This is a genomic window from Marinobacter sediminum, assembly GCF_023657445.1.
Lineage (GTDB): Bacteria > Pseudomonadota > Gammaproteobacteria > Pseudomonadales > Oleiphilaceae > Marinobacter > Marinobacter sediminum_A.
On the sequence record NZ_JAGTWY010000001.1, the window covers coordinates 1,227,442 to 1,240,556 of the forward strand.

General features: G+C 58.0%; 13 protein-coding genes. 11 read left to right on the top strand and 2 right to left on the bottom strand.

Annotation, left to right across the window (positions count from 1 at the left end; genetic code table 11):
* Positions 1–26 precede the first annotated feature (26 nt).
* Genes cpaB through KFJ24_RS05940 form a run of 11 tightly spaced genes read left to right on the top strand, consistent with a single transcriptional unit; the run spans position 27 to position 10,334 of the window.
* A complete protein-coding gene (cpaB, locus tag KFJ24_RS05890; RefSeq protein ID WP_250830136.1) occupies positions 27–881 on the top strand; it encodes a Flp pilus assembly protein CpaB in 855 nt (284 codons plus the stop codon).
* 8 nt (positions 882–889) lie between these two features.
* Complete coding sequence (locus tag KFJ24_RS05895) at positions 890–2,338, top strand: type II and III secretion system protein family protein (RefSeq protein ID WP_250830137.1); 1,449 nt, start codon at positions 890–892, stop codon at positions 2,336–2,338.
* Positions 2,335–2,586 carry a hypothetical protein gene (locus tag KFJ24_RS05900; RefSeq protein ID WP_250830138.1) on the top strand — a complete coding sequence of 84 codons (252 nt, stop codon included), beginning with the start codon at positions 2,335–2,337 and terminating at the stop codon, positions 2,584–2,586. The genes KFJ24_RS05895 and KFJ24_RS05900 overlap by 4 nt, the downstream gene beginning before the upstream one ends.
* Positions 2,586–4,001: a pilus assembly protein TadG-related protein gene (locus KFJ24_RS05905; RefSeq protein WP_250830139.1), complete on the top strand. Its 1,416-nt coding sequence runs from the start codon at positions 2,586–2,588 to the stop codon at positions 3,999–4,001. The genes KFJ24_RS05900 and KFJ24_RS05905 overlap by 1 nt, the downstream gene beginning before the upstream one ends.
* Positions 3,994–4,461 carry a TadE/TadG family type IV pilus assembly protein gene (locus tag KFJ24_RS05910; RefSeq protein WP_250830140.1) on the top strand — a complete coding sequence of 156 codons (468 nt, stop codon included), beginning with the start codon at positions 3,994–3,996 and terminating at the stop codon, positions 4,459–4,461. Before KFJ24_RS05905 ends, KFJ24_RS05910 begins: the two co-directional genes overlap by 8 nt.
* Positions 4,454–4,957, top strand: a complete 504-nt coding sequence (locus KFJ24_RS05915) for a TadE/TadG family type IV pilus assembly protein (RefSeq protein ID WP_250832565.1) — start codon at positions 4,454–4,456, stop codon at positions 4,955–4,957. The genes KFJ24_RS05910 and KFJ24_RS05915 overlap by 8 nt, the downstream gene beginning before the upstream one ends.
* A gap of 31 nt (positions 4,958–4,988) precedes the next feature.
* Positions 4,989–6,179: an AAA family ATPase gene (locus KFJ24_RS05920; protein ID WP_250830141.1), complete on the top strand. Its 1,191-nt coding sequence runs from the start codon at positions 4,989–4,991 to the stop codon at positions 6,177–6,179.
* Positions 6,180–6,195: 16 nt separating this feature from the next.
* On the top strand, positions 6,196–7,500 hold the full coding sequence (locus KFJ24_RS05925; RefSeq protein WP_250830142.1) for a CpaF family protein: 1,305 nt from the start codon (positions 6,196–6,198) through the stop codon (positions 7,498–7,500).
* A 9-nt stretch (positions 7,501–7,509) separates the two neighbouring features.
* Positions 7,510–8,502 (top strand): type II secretion system F family protein, encoded by a 993-nt coding sequence (locus tag KFJ24_RS05930; RefSeq protein ID WP_250830143.1) that lies wholly within the window; start codon positions 7,510–7,512, stop codon positions 8,500–8,502.
* A gap of 13 nt (positions 8,503–8,515) precedes the next feature.
* Positions 8,516–9,466: a type II secretion system F family protein gene (locus tag KFJ24_RS05935; protein ID WP_250830144.1), complete on the top strand. Its 951-nt coding sequence runs from the start codon at positions 8,516–8,518 to the stop codon at positions 9,464–9,466.
* A 10-nt stretch (positions 9,467–9,476) separates the two neighbouring features.
* Entirely contained in the window at positions 9,477–10,334 is an 858-nt protein-coding gene (locus tag KFJ24_RS05940) for a tetratricopeptide repeat protein (RefSeq protein ID WP_250830145.1), read from the top strand.
* A gap of 239 nt (positions 10,335–10,573) precedes the next feature.
* On the opposite strand, the gene KFJ24_RS05945 is transcribed toward KFJ24_RS05940, so the two are convergent.
* Together KFJ24_RS05945 and KFJ24_RS05950 are read right to left on the bottom strand one after the other, a co-directional pair.
* Entirely contained in the window at positions 10,574–11,452 is an 879-nt protein-coding gene (locus tag KFJ24_RS05945) for a DMT family transporter (protein WP_250830146.1), read from the bottom strand.
* 4 nt (positions 11,453–11,456) lie between these two features.
* Positions 11,457–12,920 (bottom strand): patatin-like phospholipase family protein, encoded by a 1,464-nt coding sequence (locus tag KFJ24_RS05950; protein WP_250830147.1) that lies wholly within the window; start codon positions 12,918–12,920, stop codon positions 11,457–11,459.
* Positions 12,921–13,115 lie beyond the last annotated feature (195 nt).

Genomic DNA, 13,115 nt, shown 5'->3' on the forward strand with positions numbered 1-13,115 from the left:
GGTCCGGCCGTTAAAAGGAGATTTCCATGCAGATTCGGGCGCTAATTGTTCTGGCGGTCTCGCTCATCTTGGGCGGCGTGACTGTCTATCTTGCGAATACCTACCTACAGCAGGAGGTCGGAGTTCGCTCCGAGGGTGAAGTCGTCAAGACGGTGCCCGTGGTGGTGGCCGCCAGTAACCTGAAGATCACGACACGCCTGGATCGTCTGATGCTGCAGGTCGTTCAGTGGCCGGAGGAGAGTGTTCCGGAGAATGCTTATCAGTCCATTGATGTAGTGATGGGCGACAAGCCGCCAGTGGTTCTGCGGGAAACCCGTCGGGGCGAGCCGTTGCTGCCCTACAAGCTTTCCCCTCATGGTGCGCGTGGGGGGCTGCCGGCGCGCATTCCCGAAGATATGCGGGCGATCACCATGCCGGTTAATGAAATTCGCGGCGTCGCGGGCTTTGTCAGCCCCGGCGATTATGTGGATGTGCTGCATACCACCAACCTGGGGCGCCGTGACGAACGTCCGGTGACGCGGATGCTGATCCAGAACGCGCGCGTGTTGGGTGTGGATCAGGAGAGCAGCGAATCGGAAACCGACCCCAATGTGGCCAACGCTGTAACCTTGCTGGTGACGCCTTTTGACGGGCAGCGCGTCAATCTGGCCATTGCCACCGGTGAGGTGGGATTGATGCTGCGTAACGAATTCGATGCATCCCTGATCGAGGAGCAGGTGGCCAGCTACGAGCACCTTCTCACCATCGAGAAAAATCGCAAGACGAAGATCTACAAGCGCGAGCGTCGTCCCAGCGTGGAAGTCATTCGCGGTCTCGATATTCGCAAGCAAGAAGTGAAGGAAGGCGAGCCTCTGGACCAGCAGTCCGACGCCGCCCGATAAGGAGAAACATGGTGATTAATGCAATGACCAATCAATACGGAAAACTGATGCGGAGCCTAGCCTTCCTGCTTGTGGCAGTCACCGGCATGGCCGAGGCTGCCGATCGCTATGTGCTGGAGTTCGGCGATCGCCACGAAACCACCGAGCTGCATTTGTCCATCGGCAAGTCACAGATCATCTATTCACGTTCGCCGCTGGATCAGGTGGTCATCGGCAGTCCCGATATTGCAGATATCAAGTTGCTGTCTTCCCGGCAGGTGCTGATTTTGGGCATGAAACCGGGGCACACCAATCTGGTATTTCGGGACAAGAACCAGAGCCTGATCGCCGTGATGGATGTGGTGGTCGGTTATGACCTTAATCAGATCAAGCGCAAGGTCTGGGAGGTGCTGCCCAGGGAGGACGGCATCGAGGTTCGAGGCTCCAACGACTCGGTGATTCTGTCCGGTCAGGTGAGCAGCCCGGCGGCGCTGAAGAAAGCACTTTCAGTGGCTGAGAGCTTTGTCCCGGAGGACAAGGTCGTCAATATGATGCAGGTGGCGGGTGGCTCCCAGGTGATGCTGGAAGTGCGCATCACCGAAATCTCCCGCCAGTCATTGCGTGAACTGGGCGTACAACTGGATTTGCTCGAGACGAACGATGATGTCTTTGATATCGTCACTGGCCTCGTGCCCAACAACACGCCGTTCCTCTCCGGTGTTGTCAGCGGTAACGCCGGTGGCCGGGTGGACAGTATCGAAGCGACCCTGAGCGCTCTGGAGCGTCATGGCCTGGCCAAGATTCTCGCCGAACCCAATCTGACCGCACTGTCCGGCCAGGAGGCCAGCTTCCTCGCCGGTGGTGAAGTCCCCATTCCGGTGAGTCAATCCGGTGCCGTTGCTGGTGCCATTACCGTGGACTATCGCGAATTCGGTGTGGGTCTGAAGTTCACGCCCACGGTTCTGGATAACCAGACTATCAATGTGAAGCTGAACGCGGAAGTTTCGTCTCTGGATGACGCCATCGGCTTCCAGAATGCGGGCTTCAATATTCCCGGTATTACCACGCGGCGTGCCGGCACCACGGTCGAAATGGGTGATGGTCAGTCTTTTGCCATCGCCGGCCTGTTGCAAAACAACCTTAACGACGTGGTCAATGAAGTGCCCGGACTGGGTCGTATCCCGGTACTGGGTGCTCTGTTCCGCTCCACGGAATACCAGCGCAACGAAACCGAGTTGGTGGTGATCGTAACCCCCCGACTGGTAACACCTCGCGAGGCCGGGAGTCTTGCCGATCCCACCCAGGTATTCCTGCCGGCCAATCGACTGGACCAGTATCTGATGGGCTGGCAACAGCATTATCCGAGCCCCCAGCGTAACCTGGAAGGCAGCGACAAGTCAGTCGCGCCTGAGACCAATACCTCAGGTGGCATGGGAGGCAGCTTTGGCCACCAGGTTCAGAAAGGAGAGAAGCAATGAAAGCATGGATTCTGATGCCGGCACTGATCGTGCTGGGAGGCTGCACTCACACAGAGTCGCTGGGTCCGGACTGGGGCAATAGCACGGCGCTAAATCGCGACGCCCAGGTGCTTAACCCCGGTGCCGGCAAGGGGCCGCAACCGCCTCACACAATGGATGGCATCAAAGCCGACCAGGCTGTGGAGGAGTATCATTCCGAGAAGGCGGATGCGGATGACGAACGCCTGATCCGGGATGTGTCCGAGTAATGAAGGCTTTCGGTTCCATGCCCGGTCGCAACCGTGGCGCCTATCTCGCCATGATGGCTCTGCTGATGGTGGTGTTGATTGGCGTCGCGGCGTTGGCGCTGGATGTCGGCAGAGTGCTGGTGCTGCGCATGCAGATGCAAAACGCGGCCGATGCCGCGGCACTGGCGGCCGCTGTGGAATTGAATGGCCGGGACGGCGCGCGCGAGCGCGCGCGAGCCGCCGCCCGGGATCTTCTTGAGCATGATAGCGGTTTTGCCGAAGCCTCTGACCTGCTTGGCGAACGGGGATTGCCGGACGATGCCATTACCTTTTTCTGTGTTATTGGCAGCAACCAGGATGTCGAGGCGGACATTCCGGGGTTTGCTGATTTCTGTGGTGGCGGTGAAGTCGAGCCAAACAAGTTCGCGGCAACCAGCGATGCCGAGTCTCATTATGTCCAGGTGCGACTGGACCCGGAATTGGCCACCGAAGAGGGGCGTTACACCCTGGATCTGATTTTCCTGCCGGTCCTGCAGGCCCTGGGTGAAGAAACGCTGGAGCAGGTGGAGCTGAAAGCTCGTGCCGTGGCCGGTCGTACCTTCTTCCAGTGTAATTATCCGCCCATGGCCATCTGTGATCCGTTCGAAAGCAGTGGCGGTAATTTTCGTGACGATATGCCGGTGGGCGGCCACATTCAGCTCAAGCAGCAGGGTGCCAATCAATGGACCCACGGCAACTTCGGTTTTCTCGAGCCGTTGGCCGGTGGGCCGGGTGCCAGTGACGTGGCCCTGTATCTGGCCGACGAAGGATTGACTGGTTGCCAACCGCCTATTGTTACCACCAAGACCGGTAACATGACCAATAAGACGGCGGCCGCTCTCAATACACGCATGGATGACTATGGTCCGCCGGCACCATTCAACAGTCCGAGTGCGCCGGCCGACTGGCCTCCGGCGCCGAACGTCATGGAATACCCGCCGGACCAGAATACGCTGCCCCAGGACGGACGTTATGGCACCGGCGACTGGGACTTTATGGGCTACTGGAACAGTGCTCATCCGGGCCTGCCGGCGCCGAACGGCTGGAACAATGCCGCACCCCCTTCCCGCTGGCAGGTCTATAGCTGGGAAATTGATAACGGGCAAGTGTCGGCGGCCGGTCAGCCGGATCCGTCCCATGTATATACCGGTGACTATCCGCCGCCGGTTTCCAATGCACGGCGGCGTCTGTTCCACGTCGCCATGTTGAGTTGTGAGGCTCTTGGCCTTACTGGCGGCAAGAGGACTGCGCCGGTGTTTGGTCATGACGGTTTCGCGAAAATCTTTATGATGCGCAAGGCCGAAGGTCCCCCGGTGGGTGAGATCTACGGCGAATATGTGGGCTGGGGCGATGAATCGGAGGCGGACTACCATGTGGATGTCCAGCTCTATGAATAACACTCGCGGATCCGCGCTGGTGGAGTTCGCCATCCTGTTGCCGATTCTGCTGATACTGGCATTCGGGATTACCGAGCTGGGACGGGCGCTTTACCAGAAAAACATTCTTGGCAAGAGCGTGGAATCCGGTGTTCGTTATCTGGCCCGTGGCTATGACGCCATTGATGATGACTGCTCCACGGGTTCCACCTGGGCTGGCGCACAAGCCTCTGCCACTAATCTGGTGGTCTATGGCAATGAAGCGGGAACAGGTAATGCCCTGCTGCCCGGTCTGGATGCCGGCGGTGTCAGTTTTTCCGTGGAGTCCCGGCCCATAGCGGGTGCCAGCGATGCCTGTGTGGTGATGGGTAGTGCGGCCGCTGAATTCGATGCCATTTTCGGAAAAAGTGTTATTCCCTTCATGGAGGAGAATTTGATCAACCTCCATGCCGAGAGCGAGGAGCGCTACATTGGTGATTAACAGCGTCAGGAAGCAGCGCGGTGCCGCCATGGTGGAGATGGCCATTACCATTGCCATCTTTATGATGCTGCTCTTTGCCATTATCGAAATGGCCATCCTGCTTCACACCTGGAGCAAGGCCAGTGAAGCCACGCGCGCGGCTAGCCGATATGCCATTGTCTCCACGCCGGTTACCGATTTGTCGGGGCTCAGTTGCCCGGGCGGTGAGGTTTCGGTGACCTGTGGGGACGCCAGTTGCGGCACTTTGCTGGAGACAGTTCAGGGTTACCTCCCCTGGGTCGACGGCGCTAACGTGCGAGTCACCTATCGCTGTTCATCTACGGGGTTTTCCGGACGCCCGGAGGAGCTGGCCATACGGCAGGTCGAGGTGGCTCTGGAGAATGTCACATACGAGCTGGCAGTCCCCAACCTGATCGGAGTGGAGGGCGAGTTGACCCTGCCTGATTTTCGCTCCACACGGACAACAGAGGATCTGCATACGCCATCAGTGCCTTGAAGCCGATGTGCGTTGGATACAGGAAGCGATTATGACCACGGTATTGGATATCAAACTGCTCTACAGCGAACAGGAAACCTCGGAGGCATTCCGCCGTGCGGGCGACGGTGCCGAATGGACATTTGAATCCGAGTTTCTGCACAGAGGGCAGGACCCGGAGCAGCTCGTCGATAGTGCCGATGTGGTCATCTATGAACTGGAAGGGCACAGCGAGGCGGATCTCCAGTTGTTGCATCAGTTCATCGTAGCGCACCCGGAAATCGAAGTGTTCGTGACCTATGACAATGCGGACATGGAAATCATGCGGCGCCTGATGCGCGCCGGTGTTCGGGATACGCTGGCATTGCCGCTGGATGAAGATGAATACAGGAAAATCATGTCGGAACTGCTGGATCGAAAGAGGGAAACCATGGACGAAGCAAGAGGCAAGGTCATTGCCTTTATGAATGCAAAGGGCGGTTCCGGCGCCACCACCCTGGCCGTGAACTTGGCCCATGAGGTGGCCTCCCGTCATGACCTGAAGGTCGCGATCATCGACTTCGATATTCAGTTCGGTGATGTGGCGCTGTTTCTCGACATGCCGGCCAAATCCACCGTAATGGAGGCATTGAGTCAGGCCAGTCGGCTGGATGGCACCATGCTGGATGCGGTTCTGCAGAAGCATGCAAGTGGTCTCGCCGTGCTGCCTTCACCGGGTGGGTTGTCGAGGGTGTCCGATATCACGGCGAAGGAAGTGCGTCGGCTGGTGGATGTCGCCTGTGACACCCATGACATCGTGATACTGGACATACCGCGACTGTTCAATGACTGGACCGAGGAGCTTCTGCGGATCTCTGATCACTTCATGCTGGTTATTGAGAATGGTCTGACCACCGTACGCGATGCCAAGACCATCCTTGATCAGATGCCAACCTTCAATGCGAGTCCCGATAAGGTGGATGTGCTGCTCAACCGTGCGGAGGCCAAGCACGGCTCGGTAAACGAAAAGCAGATCACTGATGCGCTCAAGGTCGAGCACATTGTCAGGCTTCACAACGACTACACTGCCGCCATTACGGCGCAGGACAGAGGGCAGCCGCTGTCGTCGGTGGCGCCTACATCCAAGCTGACAAAAGATATTCGTCACATGGCCGAGACCGTCGCGGCGGAAGTGAGTCCGGGAGCGACCCGTAAGCCGGGCCTGTTCAAGCGAATTTTCACGGGCCAGAAGGCCGGCGCATAATGCACGGAGGGGACTGATGACCGTTAACGACACCGAAAAACAGAATGGACAGGACATGCAGGCGGTCCGTTCAGATGTCCACCGGCGTTTGATGGATCGCCTGGACCTCCGGGCACTGGACCAGCTGGAAGCCGATGTAGTTCGCACGCAGATTGCTATCCAGGTTCGGGAGATCATCGACGAGACAGGTCTTGTGCTCAATGCGCGTGAGCGCGAGAAACTGATCGAAGACGTCCAGAACGAAGTGCTGGGCCTCGGCCCCATCGAGCCCTTGCTGGCTGACCCGAGCGTGTCGGATATCCTGGTTAATACATACAGCTCGTGTTTCGTGGAGCGCCACGGTGTGCTTGAGCAGACCGATATTCGTTTCCAGAACGATGACCATCTGATGCGTATCATCCAGAAGATCGCTTCCAGTGTGGGGCGTCGTGTGGACGAGTCGTCTCCCATGGTGGATGCGCGCCTCGCAGACGGCTCCCGGGTAAATGCCATTATTCCGCCGTTGGCGGTGGATGGACCGGTGTTGTCGATCCGGAAGTTTTCCGTGGATCCAATCACGGCCAAAGACCTGCTTAACTTCCGTACTCTGACGCCGGACATGAGCGATTTCCTCAAGGCTGCAGTCAAGGGCCGGATCAACATGATTATCTCCGGTGGTACCGGTAGCGGTAAGACGACATTGCTCAATGTGGTGTCCGGGTTTATTCCGGAAAACGAGCGCATCATTACCATTGAGGACTCAGCCGAACTGCAAATGCAGCAGCCCCATGTGGTGCGCCTGGAGACCCGGCCGCCCAACATCGAGGGCAGGGGGGAAACTCGCCAGCGACAGTTGGTCCGTAACGCCCTGCGAATGCGCCCGGATCGCATCATTGTCGGTGAGGTTCGTGGCGAGGAAGCGCTGGATATGCTCCAGGCCATGAATACCGGTCATGATGGTTCCCTGTCAACCGTCCATGCCAACTCGCCGCGCGATGCGTTGACGCGGCTTGAACACATGGTGGGCATGAGCGGTGTGCCAATCCCGCCTTCCGTGATCCGGCAGCAAATTTCTGCAGCTCTGCATCTGTTGGTGCACACGGAGCGCCTCGCTGACGGCCACCGGATCATCACGTCCATTTCGGAAATTACCGGCATGGAAGAAGAGGTCGTCAACATGCAGGAGATCTTCGTGTTCAAGCGCAAGGGCGTGGATGCTCGTGGGAAGATTCTTGGCGAGTTTCGTGCCACCGGGGTTCGGCCACAGCTGATGGCGAGGCTTAAAGAGCGCGGCGTTCGCGTGGACGAGGATATTTTCGACCCGGAAAAGGTCTTCGAATAGGAGTCGACCATGGAAGCGTCCGTGTACAGCGTTTACATTATTTCCTTTCTCGCCTTTGTGGCCGTGTTGGCTCTGATCGAAGGGGGCTACCTGCTCTGGCGCAGCCTCAACGTGGAGCGCAGCGTCAAGGTGAGCAAGCGCCTTCGCGCCATGTCCGCCATGGGCATGAAACATCGCGAGGCAATATCCATCCTCAGAGAACGGCATTTCAGTGAGGTTCCGTTCCTGAACCGGTTGCTTGACTCGATTCCGCGCTCCCATGCTCTGGATCGGTTGCTGGAGCAGGCAGGTGTCAGTATTACAGTGTCGCGCTTCATTCTCATCCAACTGGGCCTGTCGCTGGCGTTATTCATCATTCTCTACTGGGCGGTCGGGGCATTGATGTTGATTGCCCTGCCGTTATCCCTGGTGCTTGGGTTTCTTGTGCCGCACATCTATGTGGTGAGGAAAAAGACCCGTCGCAGCGACCTTTTTACCCAGCAACTGCCGGATGCACTGGACTATATTGCCCGAAGCCTGCGAGCCGGTAATCCGTTTTCGGCAGCCATTCGGTCCGTGTCCCATGAGATGGCGGACCCCATTGCCACCGAATTCGGCGCCGTCTTCGATGAACTTAACTACGGCGTGGAAATGGAAGATGCTCTGCATCATCTGGGAGAGCGGAGCGGAAACGAGGAGATCCGTTACTTCATCGCCGCAGTTCTTATCCAGCGCACCACCGGCGGTAATCTGGCGGAAATTCTCAATCAGATTTCTCACATAATGCGCGCGCGGGCCAGCACCTACCGGGAGATCAAGATTCTCTCAACCGAGATGCAATACTCGGCCAATATCCTCGTGGCGCTGCCTTTCGTTGTCGCGTTGATTCTGGCAGTGCTCAGCCCGGGTTATCTGGCCGTGCTGTTCAACACCGAATTGGGCCTGGTCATCGTGGGTGTTCAATTGTTGCTCATGGGAATGGGTTACTGGATAGTGCGCCGTATGGTGCACTTCAGGGTATAGCGGGAGACGCGAAATGTTTGAAGGAACCATGCTCTATGCGCTGACCCTAGGGATGGTGTTTGTTGCTACCGTACTGGGCGTGGGTGCGCTCGGTTTCTGGCTGGGCAGCGGGAAATCGCCGGTTCAGCGTCGCCTCAGGGAGGTGACCGAAGGACAACATCATCATGCCGGTGAGGTTCGGCGTGAGGGAGCGTTCACCGTGCGCTGGCTTGCGCCCATGGGCGGGTTAGTGTTGCCCACCGATGACTGGAAGCGATCGCGCATGCGCAAGCAATTGGTGCGGTGCGGATATCGTAGTGACAGAGCGCTGCATGTGTTTATGGCGCTCAAGGTCTTGCTTGCCTTTGCGTTGCCGCTGCTGGTACTTCTGCCCATCCTTCTGGCCGGATTTCACACCACCGAACGGGAAGTTGCCGTACTCTGGCTGGTGACGGCTGCGGTTCTCGGCTTTTTGGCGCCGGATATTTACCTGCTGCACCGTGAGCAAAAGCGTCGGGCGGAGCTGACCGAGGTGTTCCCGGATGTGCTCGACCTGCTTGTGGTTTGTGTTGAGGCCGGCCTCAGTCTGGATGCGGCGATTCAGCGCGTGGCTCGTGAAATCGTCCACACTTCCGCGTCCATGAGCCAGGAGCTTCACCTGGTATCGTTGGAAATGCGTGCCGGCAAGGCCCGTGACGAAGCGCTGCGTGCTCTGTCGGAGCGCACAGGTATGCCCGAGATGCAGTCGCTGGTGTCGATTCTTGTCCAGGCGGAGCACTTCGGTACCAGTATTGCCCGGGCCCTGCGGGAACACGCTGAAGAAATGCGCGAGGTCCGTATTCAACGCGCCCGTGAAAAGGCCGCCAAGCTGCCGGTGAAGATGACTTTTCCGATTATCTTTTTCATCTTTCCGGCGCTGTTTCTTGTAGTACTGGGACCGGCACTGGTAAAAATCGCCGCCGGCCTGATTGGCAGTTTCGAATAGGGAGTTATTGATGCGTATTGTTTTTCTGGCATTGGCGTTGTCCTTGCTCGCCGGCTGTGCCGGCATGCAGAACGAAGACAAGCCGTCGGTACGTGAACCGGACGTGCCGGAGTTGCTGGAGGCGGCTGCTTTGTCCCGCGAACAGGGCAATGAAACAGCTGCCCAGAGACATTATGACCGGGTTCTGGAAAAAGAGCCGGAGAATGTTGCCGCCATGGTGGGGTTGGGTGAAAGCCTGCTCAGTCAGGGCGATGCGGAGCAGGCTCTGCACTGGGCCAACAAGGGCCTGGATCAGGCAGCGGAAAATGTAGATGCCCATGAATTGCGTGGGCTTGCCCGCTTGCGCCTGGGTCGCTACGAGGCGGCGGAAAAGTCCTTTAAGGAAGTGCTGGCCCGAGACGCGGAGCGCTGGCGCAGCTGGAATGGCCGTGGCGTGGCCGCTGACATGGTCGGTGAATTCGACCAGGCGCAAAAGTACTACGACAAGGCACTGTCCATCGCCGGCGACATGGAAATGCTGATCAACAACCAGGGTTATTCTCGCATGATGGCCCATGACTATGGCGAGGCCATCGCCGTGCTCAGCCGGGGCACTCGTGCTTTCCCCGACTCGGATCGCATTCTCAATAACCTTGCAATTGCCCGTGCCCGCACCGGTCGTTATGATTCCGCAATCAACACCCTGTCCCCGGACCGCAGTGATCCGGCGGCACTGAACAATGTGGGTTACATCGCCATGTTGAACGGCGACGTGGATTTTTCCATCAGGCTGTTCGAGGAGGCTATCGAGGTATCGCCGCGGTATTTCCCCAAAGCGGAAGAGAATCTGAAAAGAGCGAAGGCGTTGAAGGAAGACGCCGACGACTGATCCCGGCCCGATCTGACCGGCCCCCTGTCGCTTAAAGAGGGGCCCTGGATTTCACGAAACCCAAATCTGGTTGATCGGGGAGAACCTCCCGTTAAAATGTACAAGAAAGCCCCTCATTGAAGGGGCTTTCTTGTACATAGAAGCGCCATTCCAGCAGCAAAATCCTTGTACACCTGGCGCTTCCGGAGCCGTAACTGATTGGTTTATAGGGTCAGTGTGGTGAAGGGCCGGAAGCGCCACTATCCAAGCGTCCGTTTTGCCCGGCGATATCGACTCACCTCCATCCAGCCATGGGTTGCGAGCGCGGAAAATACAACAACGCCGCCGGCAAGACTCAGCGTTGGTGGGACTTCGCCCAGAAATAGCCAGACCAGAAACGAACCCAGAACGGTTTCTAGCAGTAACATGAGACTTACTTCGGCCGCCGGGATGTAGCGGGGGCCGATCTGAATCAGAATGCATGCCAGCGGCAGGAACACCAGGCAGAGCAGGGCGATGAAGAAACTATCTCTGGCACTGGGAAGCTGAACGCCTCCGGCAAGGGCCGCTGCACCGGCAAGTGCCAGTGCCCCGAACATGAGCACAACACTCATATCCGAATCCGGTTTTGATCGCGCCACATTGAGGTTTGAGGCCAGCGCGGTAGCTGCGACCGCTGCCATGACCAGTCCCAGAGGATCGCCACGGCCCAATTCGCCGATAGCCATAATGGTGGCACCGGTCACGCACACCACGATGATTACCCAGGTTCTCAGAGGCAGGGTTTCCTTCCAGATCAGCCAGGCAATCAGCGCCGCGATAACGGGTGCCGTGTTGAGAATCACCAGAACGTTACCTGCGGCCGTGTTCTTCATCCCGACCACAAAGCCCAGGGTGCTAACGGCAAACGCACAGGCGCAGAACGCCCCTTTCCAGCCACAGCGGCGTATTTCCCCGACCAGCCGGGAGCGATACCTCAGCCAGCTTATGGCGAAAAAACTGACGGTGAGTAACAGGCCGCGCCAGAACAGGAAGACCACCGGTTCCACGGAGGTGATTTTGACCAGCAGGGCGTCCGGTGTAATGAACAGGACACCGAGGGCGGCAATCGTCAGTCCCTTGATACGGGTCGTGTGCAAAAGGTTACTCCGTGCCGGTTTGCTGTTTGTCGCGGGCCTGCTTCAGCCGGGCAATGCAGTTGGAGAAGGTCCGGCTGATTCGGGTCTGGTCACGAATCATGGCCAGTCGGGGCCAGGTGGCCTGTTCCCCAAGATGAATGAACATATTGAGGTCCTCCGGGCTCGGGTTAGCAAGCAGCTTGGGATACAGCGACAGCCGGAAGGGGAAATGGATATTGATATCGCCCAGGTAGGTCTGGTCTGTCATGGCGTGAGCCTGCTCCAGCAGAGGCCGGACAACCGAGAAAGACGCGTTGCGGGTCAGTTTCAGGATCGTCGACAGCTGTGCATGCGCCAGTGACGTTGCGGCCTGTTTAGCCATGGCTTTGGGCCCACGCTGGTGATGATGACTGATAAAGGGGACAACATGCGGGTTTGCCTGGCTCACAATCGTCCGGTTGACGTTGTGCAGCCTCGCCATCCGCATCAATGGCAGGTCACCATGCACGCTCCCGTCGATCCAGCGCTCAGATGGCATGTAGGGCTTGGAATGGTTGCTTCCCTTTTCGGAGTACCTGGCTTGAAGAGTTACCGGCGGGTAGATGCCGGGTACGGCACAGGAAGCAAGAATCGCGGAGTCTATGAGCACTTCCGGTGAGCTCAGGGCTGTCAGCAGCCGGGGCTTCTGCCGGGTTCGCGTGGGAGAGACCGAGATATTGAGGGTGCGACCGCTGGTCTCTTCAGCCTCCTTGAAGCTCATGCTTCCGGTGTTGGCGCGGATGTGTTCCAGGAGTTTCTTCTGGTCCATGGCGTGGCGCTTGCGCCAGATTCGTTCGGGTTCCAGCCAGCGGAACGCCTCCCGGTGGATTTCACTTGGTTCGTTGAAAAATCGTTCCAGCTCGGCATCGGTGCGGGTACAGATAGCGCCAGCCACAATTGCGCCCATACTGGATCCGGCCATCACATTGGGCAACAGGTTCTGCTGCCAGAGCGCCCGGGTTACGCCGATGTGATAGATACCGAAGGCCGCGCCGCCACTGAGCATAAGCGCCGGCTGACCGTAAACCCGCTCCGCGTCCTGGAACAGGCGCAGTTTCTGTTCTGCTGTGACGCCGGGCATATCGTTATCGCAGATGAAGTTCATGGATTGCTCCACTTCATCGAGAAAATCGCTTACCACGTACTTGGTGCCCGTCCAGGCGACGACATACAGATCCGGGTTAGCCAGCTCCCCCAGGTGTCGGTACAGACTTTCCTGCAAGACCCGTATAAGCCCACGGGAATCGCCCTGTTCCCTGCAGCGCCTCATGGCGTCCATGTGCTCACGAATAAGGCTTTCATGCAGCAGTTCACTGGCGGACTCTTCGCGCCAGGCGATGGCGCCTTCCAGGTCGTCGAGCTTTTCCGCAGCCTCGTACCATTGCTGATAGGAGCCGGCTTCGGCCATCTGCTTTTCGAGTTCGCGGCGCAATTGTTTATTTTCGGTCATATTTAATGGTATTACAGTTGTCGGTGGGCGTCGGTCACGGCTAAGCCGTTTCGGTGCGGGTTAATCGCGGTTGATAGCACCGCTCTCTTTCCCGATGGTAGTTTATGCTTATGGGCTATTGGGGGTGATAACAACCATTCATCTACCTATCTGAGCACCCTACAAAAGTCTCTTCGACAGTTCACCAGCTCTGAT